We start from the raw sequence: 15,493 nt of genomic DNA, 5'->3' as shown, positions 1-15,493 counted from the left end.
CCCCACGGCGGCAGCGGCATATTCACCGCCGCCAGTTGAGGACGTTACGGAAGGTGGGCACAGCGCAACACCCCCAGCGGGCCCAATCTTGAATGGTCCGAACGGACTATGGGTAAGCGGCAGATCACCCGGGGGAGTGAGGGGGCGACATGCGCGACATAGGGGGCGTTCCGGGTCAGTTCAGTTGCGCCACAACGGGCACCTCATGACACACGAGGCGGATACGGACACGAGCTCAACACCCCTCGACACACTTCATATGAAGAAAGCCGAGAAGATCCGGAACGATTCGGGGTCGCCGGACGTATTGATACGTGGCCTCACTGCTGTGACAGTCGAGTGCAGCTTAGGCCAAGGCATTTACGCTTGTCCGGCGAATGAGAACGTAGGCTGCTCCCATGCCAAAGAAGCGCTCGGGCGGTGGTCTGTCTCCCACGCAGCAGGCCGCCAAGTTCCTCGGTGTCAGTGTCCTCGCGGGAGCCGTCATGGCCGGCATCGCGCTGCCCGCGGTGGGCGCGCTGGGCCTCGCGGCCAAGGGATCGGTCGAGAGCTTCGACGAGCTCCCGGCCAACCTCAAGACCCCGCCGCTGAGCCAGCGCACCACCATCCTCGACGCCGACGGCGGCACGATCGCCACCGTCTACTCGCGCGACCGCACGGTGGTCGAGCTCAAGGACATCTCGCCGTACCTGCAGAAGGCGATCGTCGCCATCGAGGACTCGCGCTTCTACGAGCACGGCGCGGTGGACCTGAAGGGCGTCCTGCGCGCCCTCAACAAGAACGCGCGCAGCGGTGAGGTCTCCGAGGGCGCGTCCACGCTCACCCAGCAGTACGTGAAGAACGTCTTCGTCGAGGAGGCGGGCGACGACCCGACGAAGGTCGCCCAGGCGACCCAGCAGACCATCGGCCGCAAGATCGCCGAACTGAAGTACGCGATCCAGGTCGAGGAGGAGCTGGGCAAGAAGAAGATCCTCGAGAACTACCTGAACATCACCTTCTTCGGCCAGCAGGCCTACGGCGTCGAGGCGGCCGCCCGGCGCTACTTCTCCAAGCCCGCCAAGGACCTCAACCTCCAGGAGTCCGCCCTCCTCGCCGGCCTGGTCCAGTCACCGAGCCGCTACGACCCGGTCAACGACGAGGCGGAGGCGACGAAGCGCCGCAACACCGTCCTCCAGCGGATGGCCGAGGTCGGCGACATCTCCCGGGAGCAGGCCGCCGAGGCCGCGGAGAGCCCGCTGGGCCTGGACGTCAGCAAGCCCAAGAACGGCTGCATCACGGCCACCAAGGGCGCGGGCTTCTTCTGCAAGTACGTGGAGAAGGTCTTCCTCAACGACCCGGTCTTCGGCAAGACCCGGGAGGACCGGGCGAAGATCTGGAACCAGGGCGGCCTGACCATCCGCACCACGCTCGACCCGCAGGCGCAGGAGTCGGTGCAGAAGTCCCTCAAGGACCACGTCTACCAGTCCGACTCCGTCGCCGCGGCGAGCACCCTGGTCGAGCCCGGCACCGGCAAGATCGTCGCGATGGGCCAGTCCAAGCCGTACGGCTACGGCAAGAACGAGACGGAGATCAACTTCTCGGTCGACAACGCCTGGGGCGGCTCCAACTTCGGCTTCCCGACGGGTTCGACGTTCAAGCCGTTCGTGGCCGCCGCGGCCATCGAGGAGGGCAGGCCCCCGACCCAGACCTACTCCGCCCCGTACGAGATGCCGTACCCGAAGACGGTGCGCGGGTGCGAGAAGCCGTGGGTGAACGACGCCAACTACAAGCTGGAGAACGAGAACGAGACCGAGGTGGGGCCGTACCCGCTCAAGGAAGCGATGGCCCTGTCGGTCAACACCTACTTCGTGCAGATGATCGAGGACATCGGCATGTGCCCGGTGGTCACCATGACCGACAAGCTCGGCGTGGTCCAGGGCAACGGCAAGAAGATCCCCGAGGTCCCCTCCTCGATGACCCTCGGCTCCACCGGCCTCTCCCCCCTGACGATGGCGAGCTCCTACGCCGCCTTCGCCTCCCGGGGCATGTACTGCACGCCGGTCGCCATCGAGTCGATCACCCAGAAGATCGGCGACCAGCGGGAGTCGCTCGAGGTGCCGAAGTCGACGTGCTCCCGCGCGATGAGCGAGAACACCGCGGACACGATCAACACCCTGCTCCAGGGCGTGGTCGACTCCGGTACGGGTCAGGCGGCCGGGCTCAGCGACCGCGCCAACGCCGGCAAGACGGGTACGACGGACGAGCGCAGGAACGCCTGGTTCGTCGGCTACACGCCGAACATGTCGGGCGCCGTCTGGGTGGGCAGCGCCAGCCAGAAGGTCCAGATGAAGGACATCAGGATCGGCGGCCAGTACCACCCCCTCGTCTTCGGTGGCGCGGTCCCGGGCCCCATCTGGAAGGACGCCATGACCGGCGCCCTGTCCGGCAAGGAGGCCCCGTCCTTCAACCTGGTGAACATCCCGGACGCCAAGGAACCCGACCGTGACCGCGGCGACGAGGACGGCGACCGCGGCGACGACGGCAACAACGGCGACGGCGGCCTCATCGGCGGCCTGATCGGCGGCGGCGACGGGGGCGGCAACGGAAACGGCGGGGGCGGCAACGGGGGCACCGAGCCGGACCCGACCTTCTCCATCCCCGAGGGCTTCGTCCGGGGCCCGGGCAACGGGCCCGGAGGACGCGACTGACCGGCCCGGCGACCCGCACGCCCACACGCGGACGGCCCCTGCCCCGTACACACGGGGTCAGGGGCCGTCCGACGTCGTACTCGCGTTACTCGCTGTCCTCGCGGTACCGGGCTTCACTCCCGGTACCCGCGGCGGGACCGGTCCGTCGGTTCAGCCGGCCAGCAGCTTCTTCACCGCGGCCGCCACCCGGCCGCCCTCCGCCTGCCCGGCGACCTTCGGGTTCACGATCTTCATCACGGCACCCATGGCCCGCGGACCCTCCGCGCCGGCGGCCTTCGCCTCCTCCACCGCCTGGGAGACGATCGCGTCCAGCTCCTCGTCGGACAGCTGCTTGGGCAGGTACGCGGCCAGCACCTCGCCCTCCGCCTTCTCCCGCTCCGACTGCTCGGGGCGCCCGCCCTGCGCGAAGGCCTCCGCCGCCTCGCGGCGCTTCTTCGCCTCGCGGGTGATCACCTTCTGCACCTCGTCGTCGGAGAGCTCGCGCTTCTCCTTGCCCGCGACCTCCTCCTTGGTGATCGCGGCGAGCGTCAGCCGGAGCGTCGAGGAGCGGAGCTCGTCACGCTCCTTGATCGCGGCGTTGAGGTCGGCGTGCAGCTTCGACTTGAGCGTGGTCATGACTCGATTGTCGCAGGTGCGCGAGCGAGGACGCCTGCTCTTTTAACGCCCGCCGCGCATCAGGGGCGTTCGGAGGAACCCTTCGGGGTCTGACACGATGGACCCATGCGCGCGCGATACGGAATCCCCCTCGGAATCACGGCGGCCGGCGCTGCCGGGCTGCTGTACGCGGCGGGCTTCGAGGCCCGCTCCTTCCGCCTCCGACGGGTGACCGTCCCCGTCCTGCCGTCCGGGATGCGCCCCCTGCGCGTGCTGCACGTCTCCGACATCCACATGGTCGGCGGCCAGCGCAAGAAACAGCGCTGGCTGCGCTCCCTGGCGGGCCTGCGCCCCGACTTCGTGATCAACACGGGCGACAACCTGTCCGACCCTGAGGGCGTCCCCGAGGTCCTCGACGCGCTCGGCCCCCTCATGGAGTTCCCGGGCGCGTACGTCTTCGGCTCCAACGACTACTACGGCCCCACCCTGCGCAACCCCGGCCGCTACCTGATCGAGAAGCTCCAGGGCCGGCACGGCCTCAACGGCAACCCCCCGGTGGTCGGCGCGGTCCACAACCCCTGGGAAGACCTGCGGGACGGGTTCGACTCCGCGGGCTGGCTGAACCTGACGAACACCAGGGGCACCCTGAAGATCGAGGGCACGTCGATCGAGCTGACCGGCCTGGACGACCCGCACATCAAACGCGACCGCTACCTCGAGGTGGCGGGCGGCCCTTCGGACGCGGCGGACTTCTCCATGGGCGTCGTCCACGCCCCCTACCTGCGCGTCCTGGACTCCTTCACCGCCGACGGCTACCCCCTGATCCTCGCCGGCCACACCCACGGCGGCCAGCTCTGCATCCCCTTCTACGGCGCCCTGGTCACCAACTGCGACCTGGACACGGACCGCGTGAAGGACCTGTCCACCCACACGGCGGACGGCCGCACGTCCTACCTCTACGTCTCGGCCGGCTGCGGCACCAGCCGCTACACCCCGGTCCGCTTCGCGTGCCCCCCGGAGGCGACCCTGCTCACCCTCGTCGACCGCGACCAGGGCGGCACCGGCCGGCGGTAACCCGTCCGGCCCACCCACATCGCCGCACCTCCCCCGTCCGCTCACGCTGGGGTGCATGACCGCCCCGATACCCAGGGACATACCGGACCTGCCCGCCCTGCCGCGCAGGTCATCCCGGCTGCTGTCGTCCGCCGCCCCCGCCAGGGCCGTCATACCCCTGGTACGCCGCCCGGTGGCGGCGGCGTACCGCACCCTCCTGGCCCTGCTGGCGACGGCCGCTGTGCTGGTCCTGCTCCTCCTCGGCAGCCCGGCCCGCGTCCTGAGCTACTTCGCCGTCCAGAGCGCGCTCGTGCTGGCCGTGGTCATGCTGGCCTCCGCCCGCCGCGCGTGGCTCGCCCGCCACCCCCTCCCGGGCGCCGTCACGGGAGCGGCCCTGCTCTACGTCGTCATGGCGGCCCTGGTCCACCACCTGCTCCTCGCGGACGCCACCCCGCCCTTCTCGATGACGCCCGCGCACACCGACCCGGCCTGGCCGGCCCCGCTGGCCGCCCACACCCTGCACACGGTGCTCCCGATCGCCGCGCTGCTCGACTGGCTCCTGCTCTCCCCGCCGGCCCGCATGCACCTCCGCCAGGCCACCACCTGGCTCGCCTTCCCCCTGGCCTACCTGGCCTTCACCCTCGCCCGGGGCGAACTCCTCCCCGGCTCCCCCACCAGCTACCTCTACCCCTTCCTCGACATCACCCGGCACGGCTACCGGGGCGTCCTCGCGAACGCCCTCCTCACCGGCCTCTCCTTCTACGCCCTGGCCGTCCTCCTCGTAGCCCTGGACCACACCCGCCCGAACCCGGTCCGCCGCCCCTCGAAAACCGGATTTCGTGTCTAGCCAGCAGTGGGCTAAAGTAAACGTCGTCGCCGCGACAGCAGCGACAATCGGGGTGTAGCGCAGCTTGGCAGCGCGCTTCGTTCGGGACGAAGAGGTCGTGGGTTCAAATCCCGCCACCCCGACAGTGAAGTACCAGGTCAGGGGCCTGATCCGCTTAGCGGGTCGGGCCCCTGAGTGGTTCCGGGGGCCGTTTTGGGAGCCGTTTGGGAGCCGACTTCGGAATGCGGCTCCCCTGGCGGCCACTCTTCGAGATCAGGAGCTGGTCGGCTCACGCCGCCCGACGGTCGGCTGCTCCCCATCGTCGGGCTCAGCGGGCGGCGGCACGGCATAGTCGTGGCCGCTGCCAGTCCAGCGCCCCACGACCCGCCACACCTCGTAGTGCAGGAGCCACTCCGAGGCCCACGGCAGGATCGTGCGTGAAAGGAGCATGTCCTCCTTCCACTCCCCAGGCAGATGCAGGCACAGGTCGCCGCCTGCATAGACATGCGGCAAGGCGGTGGCACGCGGGTGCAGGGCCAGGGGCGGGTCGATGACCATCACGCGCGGTCGGTGTCGGTGCCGGTAGGTGATCCGTACCGTGTAGCGCCTGCTGGCGGGGGTGGGTTGGAGGAAGACCGTGCAGACGAGCTCACCGCTCCGCACCGTTCCCTTAGCCTCGGGAAGGACGGCCTTGATCGCGGCCAGTTGCCGACCGAGGTTAATTGCGCGGTGAGGAATGCTGGCCATAGAAGGTGTTCTTCAGCTTGCGGGGGCCAGCCGTGGTCGGGGAGAGCAGTCCGGTGGGGCCCATTCGGTTGTTGGTGGATGCACTCACGCGGGCGGCGTAGCGCTCGTAGGACCGGCGGACGGGGGCGGGGTCGAAGGACTTTGCGAGTCGCTCGAAGACTGCGTCCAGGCCCTTGGTCTCCATGCCGGCGAGTTCGCTCACGGTCGTGGCGATCTCGTCGTACCAGGCGTGAAAAGCCTTCCGGCGCTCGGGGTACTCGTTCCACTTGTCGGTGAAGTTCTCTGCCTTGTGCGCCGGGTTGGGCACCCACCACTGGCCGTCGCGGCTCTCGATGAAGGTCAGCATGTTGTCAAGCACGCTGCGCACGGCAGTGAACAGATCATCCTCGCCGCTGTACGCGTGTCCGGCGAGCGTGGTGATGAGGATCGACGGCGGCCGGTTGTCGATGTCCTCCGCGAACATGATCATGCAGTGCCACTTGAGGATCTGCACGACGCGCTGCAGCGGACTGCGAACTGGCCAGGTGGGAACGTCCGCGACGTTGGCGTGTCGCTTCTCCAGAATCTGGCGGGACAGCTCCGATCGTCGCCGGAACCAGTCCGCGTATCCGATGGGGTTACTGCGCTGCCACTGCCAGAGATCCTTGTCCGTCAGGCGGATGCCGGTGGGCGGGCGGTCCTCGTCCGGGATGGCGGGCAGGACATCGAGGTGGAACCCCGGATATCCCAGGGTCCAGCAGCGGCGGCGAGACTCGATAGATTCCGGGCCGTCGGTGTGGCCTCGGTCCTGCTTCCACTTAAGGTAGGCAGTCAGCTGATCGCCGACCCGCTGCTTGAGCCGCTCTTGCGTAGTGCTCTCCGGGCGCAAGGGCAGGCGGCAGACCAAGTCGATGTCGTACTCGCCACCGGGTGTGCCTGGGCGCACCACGGTGCCCAGGCGGAAGGAACCCTGGGGATAAATCTGCCACCCCGGGCTGCCGTTCTCGGCAAGCCAGGTGCCGACCTCCTCGTAGCGTTCAACAGCGTTGTCATGCAGTTCGGGGGAGATGTCGAGCACCTCCACCGCGCCATCGAGCAGCATCGACAGCATCTCATCGAGCGAGTCCACGTCATTCCTCACGTGCGGGGTAGAAGGGCGCGAACACCGGAGCGCGGTGATCGCAGAACATGCGATGGACGGTGGGCGAAGCGTCGCGGCTGACATGGCCGGCGAGCCCATAGAGGGTCTCGGTGTCGACCTTGTCCAGCGCGACGGCGCCGGTCGGTACCGTCGGATTGAGGCGGAGCACGTTGGCCTTCCCGACGAAGTGCTTCACCTGTTTGGCGGCGCTCTCGCTCTGTGCCCGCATAAGCACCTCCACGGCGTCGCGAGCCCATGGGAGCATGCCGCCACGGTCCAAACGGCGATGGCGGCTGCGGACATCGATCGTGGTCCCCAGGCTGAACACCCGGATTGCATTGAGCGGAACCGAAAGCGGCCCCACCGCCTCGGTGAGCGCGACCATGGTCGGGTTGTTCGCCCACACGCCGCCATCGATGAGGCGCGCTCCGTCCAACGGCATCCCGGGCAGGTAGGTCGGCGCGGCAGAGGTGGATAGTGCGACGTTCACAGCCTTCTCGCGCCAGTCCCGCTTCAGGGTGGGCAGATGCGGGGTCCGGAACAGGTAAACATCATCGGCGGCGACGTTGTACGAGGTGATCACGAGTCGTTTCGTGCTCTCCCCGAAGGTTCGGTCACCGAACACCTCCGTGAGCGCTGCCTTCAAGGGCTCGGAGCCGTACTTCGCCCGCAACAGGTGCCGGATACCGCGCATCCGGCTGCGATCCCGGAAGATCCGCGGGCCGTGCTCGGTGTAGAAGGTGAGGATCTCCCGGGGCGACAGCCCGAGGCCGAGACCCAGCGCGATGATGCCACCCGTAGAGGTGCCCGCGATCAGGTCGAAGTGATCGACGATCCGGGTGCCGAGATCTTCCTCCAAGCGGGCCAGGACCGCTGCGGAGAACATGCCGCGAAATCCGCCGCCGTCCAAGGCCAAGATCTGGAAACGCTCTGTCAGTTCAACCGCCCCCGGCGCCACGGCTCCCAGAAGATCCGGCCCACCGAGCCGGATCTTCACTTTCGAGAGTACTTAATATCACAGCACGACTTTCCGCGCGTCCTTCTACACTCAGATCGTAGTGCTTATGCCGGTGGCGCCCCCTGGGGCGTGCGTGGCTTCCGCGATCCGCCAAGATGTGGGGGCCGAGATCAAGCAAGGACAGACAAGGGGAGAGATGAGCACGCAGGCGTTCGAGCGCACTCGACTTCGAACAGCCCGCGAGCTGGCCGGGCTGACCCAGGCACAGCTGGCCAGAGAGGCTGGCCTCACACCTGCCGCGATCAGTCAGTTCGAGAGCGGGGCGGCGCGCCCGAGCCCAGAGTCCGTCGGCACTCTGGCCGAGATCCTCGCGGTACCCCCCGCGTTTTTCCACGAGGCGATGACCGAGAGCCACGAGGGCTTCTTCCGGTCGCTGCGCCGAACATCGGTGGTTGACCGCCGCCGCGCCCGAGCGATCGCTCATGTCGCACACGACTTGGCCGTCCGGGCCTCAGCCGCGCAGCGGTTCTGCGCAAGCGACGTGCCCGTGATTCCCGTGAGCGGGTTGGACGTCCCTGCAGCCGAGATCGAGCAGACCGCCGCCCGCGTCAGGTCTCTATGGGAGCTTCCCTCGGGCCCGGTCGGGAATGTCGTTGAGCTACTGGAAGCACATGGGGTCGCCGTGATCCGACTTCCCCTCGACAGCGCAGACGTCGATGCCTTCTCTCTACCCTTCGCCGACCACCCTGTCGTCGTTCTGGGCACCGACAAGGACGACCGCGCCCGATCCCGGTTCGATGCCGCACACGAACTGGCCCATCTCGTACTGCATGGTGAGCAGATCTGGGGCGTCAAAGAGGTCGAGACGCAGGCCCACCAGTTCGCGGCAGCCTTCCTCATGCCCGCCGAGGACATTTACGACCAGCTGCCGACTACGGTTGAGTGGCCAACCCTCTTCGAACTGAAGCGACGTTGGCAGGTGTCTTTGGCTGCCCTGCTGATGCGTGCACGGACGCTGGGCCGCATGAGCGAGAGCACATACTTGACGGCGATCAAGGCGGCGTCCGCCAGGGGGTGGCGCCGTGTCGAACCTGTTCCCCTAGGCCGGCCGGAACAGCCAGTAGGGCTTTTGCAGTACCTCGCCTCCCCTGAAAGCGGCGCTGCACGTGCCGTCCTGCCGCCGCGGATCGTAGAGAGTATCGAGGTCTCGTCAGCGGCATAGCGGTCCGTTGTTGTGGACCGGGGTCATGGGTACGCCGGTTCTCGGCCAATTCGAGTGCTCCCGTGCCCCGAACTCGGCCGACCGTTGGAGCTCGCTCTGGGCGACGACACTGGCAACGGTGCTGGAGGTCGGCGGGAGGTTCAGCCAGTGACCAGGGCCGACGTCATTCCTCGCGATGCTGAGCGAATACCTGCTGTTGCTCGTCCCGCCAGCTCCAGTTCGCCGACCGAGAGAAGGGTAGGCTTCTGGCAAGGTCGGAAAACTGGTCGGATGGCTCCCGGCTGGCCTTGTTGACCACGATCGCCGAGAGCATCGGTGCTCGTCCGTCTTCGTTGCGATGAAGGCAGACATCCTTGAGCAGGTAGGTCATGACTCCGCGGTGAGGCGGGATGGAGTCGAAGCCCTGTGCCGCCAATTTGGCGCTCAGCTCCCCGTACGTGATGGTCTGTCCCTGCCTGGCTCGCTTGCGCAGGATCTCCACGGCCGCTTCGACCGCTGCCGGGTACTCCGGGTCCTTGATCCTCATTGTCCCTCCCCCATCGCGTGGCCACTGCCCAGCCTGCGCATCGTACCGGCCGGACACCGGCCCAGTACGGCTAGAGGCGGTACAGGAGCGAGGAGCAGCAACCGCGATCGACTCAGAACCGCCTCCCCCGTCTATCGATTCTGCGGTCGCCCCAGAGCGGCCTGAGTAGGCTTGATCGCGAATCATGCCCCTGGCCCTCGATGGGAGGTTGGAGCAGCAGTGGTCAACCCCTTTGCGCCGCCGCCAGAGATCTCCGGTCAGCCTTTATGGTCTCCGCTGGACGAGTACCTCTGGCACACCTGCGACATCCTCGCCGACATTCTCGAAGGGCAAGTGGCCCGACGGCCGGTTGTAGCCACGACGGCGCGACTGCATCACGGCGACCGGGCCGTCGCTGTTGGACCTGGACAGCGTCTGACCTGGCGGGCTCTCGGCAATGGACGCTACAGGCGCAACGATGTCTTCGCCTTCGGCAACCCTGGAGTGGTGCTCGGAACCCTCGCAGCGAATGCGATCGGCAATGCCGCTCGCCGTCGCCAAGCAGCCCACGATGCCCAGCCCCGGTGGGTACTGGACGGGGCCGGCGAAGTGACCCTTACCCTTCAAAGGCTGCACTTCGCCAACCACGCCTGTGAACTGGACCTTGAATGGCGCGCGTTGGGGTCGATCGAACTCGTAGCTGCTGATGTTTTCCAGACGAGTTTCGTGAACACACACGGCGCTCATACCACCGTTCGTGTGCAGACACCGTGGGCATCGCTCGCCTTCGCGCTCGCCGCGATCACCGCGTTTCCCGCACATCCACGCCTGCTCAGCCGTGGCTGGGTGCCGCCGGACTTCGAGCAGCGCTGTGCCCTAGCAGGCCGCCCTTGCCGTCCAGCCGCACAGCTAGCACTACAAGGAAGCGGCTCATAAGGGCGAGCCTTGACGGGGATCACCGCGCCGATGCCATGTATCCCGGCAGCGAGCCCGGAAGGTCAAGAGGTAAGACGCAGGTACCGGACCCGAAGCCGCTCCCAGCGGCAATGACACTGCACCGCAGGCACGCTACGGGGCAAACGTAGACCTACCGAACGGCGACCGCGCGAGCGCGTAGGAGATCGTTGAGCACGCGCACCGGCGACGCCGGAGACAGCGCCAGTCGGGCGTCGAGCGCCGACTCCCATTGCTCGGTCAGCCCGAGCTTGAGGCGCTGCCGCATGCCCGGGGTGACGTGGGCGTAGCGTGCCGAGACCGAGCCGTCGATGTGGCCCATGCGTTCGTCCATGAGCACCTTCTCGGTTCCCAGGTCCTCCATCATCGTCCGGTGGGTGTGGCGAAGGCCGTGGGGCGTGAGTCCCTTGGCTATCGGGAGCCAGCAGGTGTCGGCCCGGTCGGTGGCACCTCGCCCCCGAGCCGGGACACCAGGCCACGGCTCGCCGAGCAAGGGCACCGGCCGTGGCTCCTGCGGCGCCTTTTTCGGGTACCAGCCGGAGACCGCCGGCGTGAACAGCCAGGTTGCGAAACCGTTCCTGCGCCAGTGGGCGGCATGCTCCGGTACGACGCCGCCCCGGACGAACCGGAGGTCCGCGATGGCCTGCTCGACCTTCTCTCGCGTGGCCTCGGTGACCCGTTCCGGGTGGTTGAGGACGTTGGACACCGTGCCGGTCGAAACGCCGGCACGACGGGCGACGTCGACAAGCTTCGCGCCCTGGTGACCGCCCGTGCGCGCCGCACCTTGCCCTCGGAAGACGTAGGTCTTGCCGTGGCAGGGGCACGGCTTGGGCTTCGTGCGGGCGATGTGGTTGGCGACCAGCGCGGACAGCCAGTCCATCGAGTCGATGGTGCGGTAGCTGTCGTCCTTCGGCGGGCAGCGCACCAACTCCCCTGTGTCGAGTTCGTACAGCTGCCACTCGACCCGGACGGCTCCAGGGCGGACGAACGCGGTCTCCAGGCCGACGATCTCGCCCCAGCGCATGCCGGTGTAGCTCTTGAGGACCACGGCGACGAACTCGTCGTCACGGCCCGAGAGGAGGGCGGCGCGCTCGGCGGTCAGCAGGATGCCGAGCGCGTCGGTGACCACCTTCTCCGGACCACGGTCTCGGGAGCGGCCGGCGCGCTTACCCCGTCCGCGCCGCCGAGCGGCCGGGTTGGACGTGATCAGGCCCTCGTCGATCGCGTCCTCGAAGATCAGGTGAAGCGTCGAGCGCCAGGTCTTGACGCTGGATGCCGCGTAGAGGGCCTTCTCCTTCTTCTCCCACAGGTCGACGTCCGTGCGCAGGATGCCGGCGAGTGCCTTGTCCTCGAACTCGGGGAGGAGGTGCTCCTCGATGTGTCGCTTGTAGTTCTGCATGGTGGAGGCAGCCAGGTCCTGGGCCTCGTACCAGCGGTTCGCGTACTCGCCGAAGGTCTCCTGGCCGAGGGCCGGGTCGCGCCAGTCGCCGCGACGGTACTTGTTCTCGGCCTCGGCCGCTGCCCGTTTGGCCTCGCCCTTGGTGGCGAACCGGATCGCCTTGCCGTTGTTGTCGACGACCGTGTTGTGCTTGCCGGGCGCGACCTTGTACCGGCCGCGCCAGTAGTTTCCTCGCTTCTCCGCGAAACCCAAGTCCCGCTGCCCCCCCCCTCTTCCTTGTCCTCGGCTACTGCAGATGCGATCGGGTCACGCGACAGTGCTGTACTGCTGCTGTCGACGCGGCGGGCGGGCCCGCAGGCGAGTCGCCGGCGCCACGGCGGGGCGACGACGTTGCGCGGAGTCGGTCTGCGTACCGGGCTCGGAGAGCGGCTCGGTCGCCCGGGCGGCTGTCTGCGCGGGCTGTGCCGGCCGCTCCTCGTAGAGGCGGATGATCTCGGCGAGGTGCTCGGCGGTAAAGCGGTAGGCGCGGCCGACCCGGGTGTGCGGGATCAGACGCCGTCGCGCTCGGTCCTTGACCCACCAGGACGAGCAGCCGAGGGTGTCGGCGATCTCCTCGGGGCGGTAGAGGCGGGGTGGAGGGGCGTCGGACGGCCTGTGGGGGACGGGCGCGGGCGTGGGTCGGTGCAAGGGGGCGGCTCCTGGTCGCGAGGGCGGGGGGGATGCGTGGGCGGCTCAGGTGGCGCCCGGGCCCTGGAGGAGGGCGACGGGCGATACCTGCAGGGCTTCGGCGATGGCGACGAGGTCGTCGATATCGCATCGCCGCTTGGCGAGTTCGATGCGGGACAGCATCGTGTTGGACATAGGACGGCCCAAAGCGGTACACCGCGCGGCGAGTTGGCGCTGCCCAAGGCCGCGTTCCGTGCGGAGGATTTCGATGGTGCGAGCCGCCAGCATTCCTGCGGGTCCTTTTTCCAGAGATCGTGCTGCCATGGCTCCAGTTGTAGCGTGCATTCGCCGGTTTGGTTAACCGGCGATCGTCGGCTATGTTGCGCCGCGCTCAATCGGTGAGCGAGGCGGTCGGGGTGCTGCGCAAGGCCGGATCCCCTAATGGGCCCCAACACCAGAGTCCCTCTCTGACGTGGGGTGTTGTGTTGTAGCTTCGTCGCTCGCAGGACGTCAACGGCTTCCCGATGTGATCCTTCTGGCTCGGGGTGCGGGGCAACTATTTGGTCAACCGCCGATCGTGCCCTACCGTTTTCGCACCGCCCTCGCCGATTCGATTTCCAGCGGCATTTCTGCCGTGAGAGATTGCGCCGGATAGGGCTGGACTTGCGCGCCGTGGGTGTGGCTATGTTGACGACACCCCGGAAAGCGCGAGCGGCCATCAACGCTCCCGCGTCAACGGCCAGACATTCCCGCCCTTCACATCCGTCTCCGCCCCCGACCGACGGTGAACCGTGGGCCCCCAGCCCACCGGCCACCGAGTGAGGACCGCCCCTCTTGGCACGAATCCGCACCATCAAGCCTGAAGCCTTCGTCTCCGAGTCCCTGGCCGCCGTTTTCCTGACCGCCGAGCGCACCTTCTTCGGCCTGCTCACCCAGGCTGACGACCAGGGCCGCCACCGTGACCATGCCGCGATCATCGCCGGGCAACTGTGGGTCCTGCGCCCGGAACACACGCCCTCCGCCGTCGAGCAGGACCTCGCCCAGCTCGCCGACGCCGGGCTGATATGCCGCTACAAGGGCACGGATGACAAGCGCTACCTGCACATCGTCACCTGGCGGCAGCATCAGAAGATCAACCGCCCCAGCGCGAGCCGCCTGCCAGCCTGCCCGCGCCACGACACGCCGACTCGCACCGCGTCCGGCGTCGGCACGCCGGCTGCGGGGGCTGGCGTCACGGAGCCCGCGCCGCTGTCTCCCGGAGCCCTCCGTGAGGGGTCCGGGCAAGTACGCAACCCTGCGGTGAATCCCGCTCCGAATGGCGAACCTGCAGGTCAGGACGATTTCACGGAGTCCTCCGTGAGGAAGCAGGGAGGGCTCGGTGCGGGAGCGGTGACGCCTCACGGTCCGGATCTAGGACCTAGGATCATGGATCTAGGAGATACCCCTTCGGGGGGCGCGAGCGCCCCCGCACCTCGCACCGTCTCGGCCAACCAGCTCATCGCCGAGTACGCCGCCGCTTGCACACACCGGCCACCCAAGGACGTCCTGGGCCATCTCGGCCAGCAGGTGCGCAAGCTGCTCGACGAGGGCATAGCCCCCGATCACATCCGGGCCGGACTCGTACTGCACCGCGCCAAGGGCCTGCACCCCAGCACGTTGCCGAGCCTCGTGCACGAAGCCATGAACGCGGCCCCCGCCGCGCCGGTTGTCCACAGGGCGTGGACAAACCCCGTCGATGTCGAAGCCGCCTACGGAGGTGACCTCTGACCGCCACCCTCACCCGCGAGCCCCACCGGGTCGGCCCGCTCGCCGACCGGCTCAACGGCATCCTTGCCAGTCGCGGCATCGACCTCGCCACCGCCGCCGTCGAAGAAGGGCACGCCGAGCCCGTCACCGCGCTGGAACTCGCCGACGCCAAGATCCCCGCCCGATACCGCCGAGCCCTGGCCGACCACCCGAAGGTCACCGCCTGGGCCGACGAGATCGCCCGCGCCGGACGCCCCGGCCCCGGGGGGCCGGGCATCGCCGAAGGCCCGTCGCTGCTGATCGCCGGCCCCACGGGCACGGGCAAGACGTACCAGGCGTACGGCGCCATCCGCACCCTGCTCGCCCGTGGCGTCCGCCTGCGCTGGGAGGCGACCACCACCGCCGACTTCCACGCTCGCCTGCGTCCACGCGCCGGCCATGACGCCGAACGTGAACTGCAGACCCTGGCACGCTGCCCGCTGCTGTGCCTGGACGACCTCGGTGCGGCCAAGACCAGCGAGTGGACCGAGGAGCTCACCTACCGGCTCATCAATCACCGGTACGAGCACATGCTCCCCACCCTCATCACCACCAACCTCCCGACGGAGCAGCTACGCGTCGCCCTCGGTGACCGCGTCGCCTCCCGCCTCGCCGAGATGACCGAGCGCGTCATCCTCAAAGGCCCCGACCGACGACGCCGCACCGCGCCCTCCGCCTGACCGGCCTCCCCACCTGCCTCGCCGCGCCGCGCGCGCTCACGCCTGGCCTGCGCCGGCGCGCGCGGCAGGACCGCTCAACGCTCCGCCGTGATCGTCCGGCCCTCCCCGGTTCCCCTACACCTTGGAGACCCTCCTGCCTTCTCTGACCCTCGTTTCCCTGGCCACCCGGAACAGCGGCACGCCGCTCCACCCGGACTGGGTCACCTCCCCGGTGACAACCCTGGCGCTCTTCATCTCTCTCGTGCTGCTGGGCCTGCTCGCCGGATGGCTGATCCGCCAGCAGCGCCGCCGGCCGCC

15 protein-coding genes and 1 tRNA gene are annotated in these 15,493 nt (G+C 68.3%); 8 read left to right on the top strand and 8 right to left on the bottom strand.

Annotated elements, in window-relative coordinates; translation table 11 throughout:
• Window positions 1-398 precede the first annotated feature (398 nt).
• Window positions 399-2,687, top strand: coding sequence for a transglycosylase domain-containing protein (locus ACZ6A9_RS10910; RefSeq protein ID WP_468982315.1), 2,289 nt, complete (start codon window positions 399-401; stop codon window positions 2,685-2,687).
• 150 nt (window positions 2,688-2,837) lie between these two features.
• Here the strand turns inward: ACZ6A9_RS10910 and ACZ6A9_RS10905 are convergent, their stop codons facing one another.
• Window positions 2,838-3,302 (bottom strand): GatB/YqeY domain-containing protein, encoded by a 465-nt coding sequence (locus ACZ6A9_RS10905; RefSeq protein WP_228968613.1) that lies wholly within the window; start codon window positions 3,300-3,302, stop codon window positions 2,838-2,840.
• A 105-nt stretch (window positions 3,303-3,407) separates the two neighbouring features.
• Between ACZ6A9_RS10905 and ACZ6A9_RS10900 the strand changes: the two genes are divergently transcribed.
• From ACZ6A9_RS10900 to ACZ6A9_RS10890, 3 genes are all read left to right on the top strand, one after another.
• Complete coding sequence (locus ACZ6A9_RS10900) at window positions 3,408-4,355, top strand: metallophosphoesterase (protein ID WP_468982312.1); 948 nt, start codon at window positions 3,408-3,410, stop codon at window positions 4,353-4,355.
• Between the two features lie 55 nt (window positions 4,356-4,410).
• A complete protein-coding gene (locus tag ACZ6A9_RS10895; protein ID WP_468982310.1) occupies window positions 4,411-5,181 on the top strand; it encodes a Pr6Pr family membrane protein in 771 nt (256 codons plus the stop codon).
• Between the two features lie 48 nt (window positions 5,182-5,229).
• Window positions 5,230-5,303, top strand: a tRNA-Pro gene (locus tag ACZ6A9_RS10890).
• A gap of 130 nt (window positions 5,304-5,433) precedes the next feature.
• On the opposite strand, the gene ACZ6A9_RS10885 is transcribed toward ACZ6A9_RS10890, so the two are convergent.
• The 3 genes from ACZ6A9_RS10885 to ACZ6A9_RS10875 are packed head-to-tail and all read right to left on the bottom strand — an operon-like array spanning window position 5,434 to window position 8,024.
• Window positions 5,434-5,907, bottom strand: a complete 474-nt coding sequence (locus ACZ6A9_RS10885; RefSeq protein ID WP_199826742.1) for a type II CBASS E2 protein — start codon at window positions 5,905-5,907, stop codon at window positions 5,434-5,436.
• Window positions 5,879-7,015: a cyclic GMP-AMP synthase DncV-like nucleotidyltransferase gene (locus tag ACZ6A9_RS10880; protein WP_468982306.1), complete on the bottom strand. Its 1,137-nt coding sequence runs from the start codon at window positions 7,013-7,015 to the stop codon at window positions 5,879-5,881. Before ACZ6A9_RS10880 ends, ACZ6A9_RS10885 begins: the two co-directional genes overlap by 29 nt.
• 1 nt (window position 7,016) lies before the next feature.
• Window positions 7,017-8,024, bottom strand: coding sequence for a CBASS cGAMP-activated phospholipase (locus ACZ6A9_RS10875; protein WP_362105634.1), 1,008 nt, complete (start codon window positions 8,022-8,024; stop codon window positions 7,017-7,019).
• A 157-nt stretch (window positions 8,025-8,181) separates the two neighbouring features.
• Between ACZ6A9_RS10875 and ACZ6A9_RS10870 the strand changes: the two genes are divergently transcribed.
• Entirely contained in the window at window positions 8,182-9,207 is a 1,026-nt protein-coding gene (locus ACZ6A9_RS10870) for a helix-turn-helix domain-containing protein (protein ID WP_416754681.1), read from the top strand.
• Window positions 9,208-9,370: 163 nt separating this feature from the next.
• Here ACZ6A9_RS10870 and ACZ6A9_RS10865 read toward each other — a convergent pair whose 3' ends face one another.
• Window positions 9,371-9,733, bottom strand: coding sequence for a hypothetical protein (locus tag ACZ6A9_RS10865; RefSeq protein WP_468982301.1), 363 nt, complete (start codon window positions 9,731-9,733; stop codon window positions 9,371-9,373).
• 219 nt (window positions 9,734-9,952) lie between these two features.
• Here ACZ6A9_RS10865 and ACZ6A9_RS10860 point away from each other — a divergent pair, with 219 nt between their 5' ends.
• Window positions 9,953-10,648 (top strand): hypothetical protein, encoded by a 696-nt coding sequence (locus ACZ6A9_RS10860; protein ID WP_234341938.1) that lies wholly within the window; start codon window positions 9,953-9,955, stop codon window positions 10,646-10,648.
• Window positions 10,649-10,799: 151 nt separating this feature from the next.
• On the opposite strand, the gene ACZ6A9_RS10855 is transcribed toward ACZ6A9_RS10860, so the two are convergent.
• Genes ACZ6A9_RS10855 through ACZ6A9_RS10845 form a run of 3 tightly spaced genes read right to left on the bottom strand, consistent with a single transcriptional unit; the run spans window position 10,800 to window position 13,055 of the window.
• Window positions 10,800-12,317 carry a LacI family DNA-binding transcriptional regulator gene (locus ACZ6A9_RS10855; protein ID WP_468982297.1) on the bottom strand — a complete coding sequence of 506 codons (1,518 nt, stop codon included), beginning with the start codon at window positions 12,315-12,317 and terminating at the stop codon, window positions 10,800-10,802.
• Window positions 12,318-12,371: 54 nt separating this feature from the next.
• Window positions 12,372-12,752, bottom strand: coding sequence for a helix-turn-helix domain-containing protein (locus tag ACZ6A9_RS10850; protein WP_053637906.1), 381 nt, complete (start codon window positions 12,750-12,752; stop codon window positions 12,372-12,374).
• Window positions 12,753-12,797: 45 nt separating this feature from the next.
• Entirely contained in the window at window positions 12,798-13,055 is a 258-nt protein-coding gene (locus tag ACZ6A9_RS10845; protein WP_468982291.1) for a helix-turn-helix domain-containing protein, read from the bottom strand.
• Window positions 13,056-13,565: 510 nt separating this feature from the next.
• On the opposite strand from ACZ6A9_RS10845, the gene ACZ6A9_RS10840 reads away from it, so the two are divergent.
• Both ACZ6A9_RS10840 and ACZ6A9_RS10835 read left to right on the top strand, forming a co-directional pair.
• Entirely contained in the window at window positions 13,566-14,498 is a 933-nt protein-coding gene (locus tag ACZ6A9_RS10840) for a hypothetical protein (protein WP_468982288.1), read from the top strand.
• Window positions 14,495-15,196, top strand: coding sequence for an ATP-binding protein (locus tag ACZ6A9_RS10835; protein WP_468982957.1), 702 nt, complete (start codon window positions 14,495-14,497; stop codon window positions 15,194-15,196). The genes ACZ6A9_RS10840 and ACZ6A9_RS10835 overlap by 4 nt, the downstream gene beginning before the upstream one ends.
• Window positions 15,197-15,493 lie beyond the last annotated feature (297 nt).

The sequence above is a fragment of the Streptomyces sp. NPDC041124 genome (assembly GCF_055592385.1).
The sequence above is the reverse complement of the archived record's forward strand: the minus strand, read 5'-3'. Positions and strand labels throughout refer to the sequence as shown.

Bases quoted from the DNA above. Each gene is read 5' to 3' on its own strand.
- ACZ6A9_RS10910 (WP_468982315.1), top strand. From the start codon at position 399: ATGCCAAAGAAGCGCTCGGGCGGTGGTCTGTCTCCCACGCAGCAGGCC.
- ACZ6A9_RS10905 (WP_228968613.1), bottom strand. From the start codon at position 3,302: ATGACCACGCTCAAGTCGAAGCTGCACGCCGACCTCAACGCCGCGATC.
- ACZ6A9_RS10900 (WP_468982312.1), top strand. From the start codon at position 3,408: ATGCGCGCGCGATACGGAATCCCCCTCGGAATCACGGCGGCCGGCGCT.
- ACZ6A9_RS10895 (WP_468982310.1), top strand. From the start codon at position 4,411: ATGACCGCCCCGATACCCAGGGACATACCGGACCTGCCCGCCCTGCCG.
- ACZ6A9_RS10885 (WP_199826742.1), bottom strand. From the start codon at position 5,907: ATGGCCAGCATTCCTCACCGCGCAATTAACCTCGGTCGGCAACTGGCC.
- ACZ6A9_RS10870 (WP_416754681.1), top strand. From the start codon at position 8,182: ATGAGCACGCAGGCGTTCGAGCGCACTCGACTTCGAACAGCCCGCGAG.
- ACZ6A9_RS10865 (WP_468982301.1), bottom strand. From the start codon at position 9,733: ATGAGGATCAAGGACCCGGAGTACCCGGCAGCGGTCGAAGCGGCCGTG.
- ACZ6A9_RS10845 (WP_468982291.1), bottom strand. From the start codon at position 13,055: ATGGCAGCACGATCTCTGGAAAAAGGACCCGCAGGAATGCTGGCGGCT.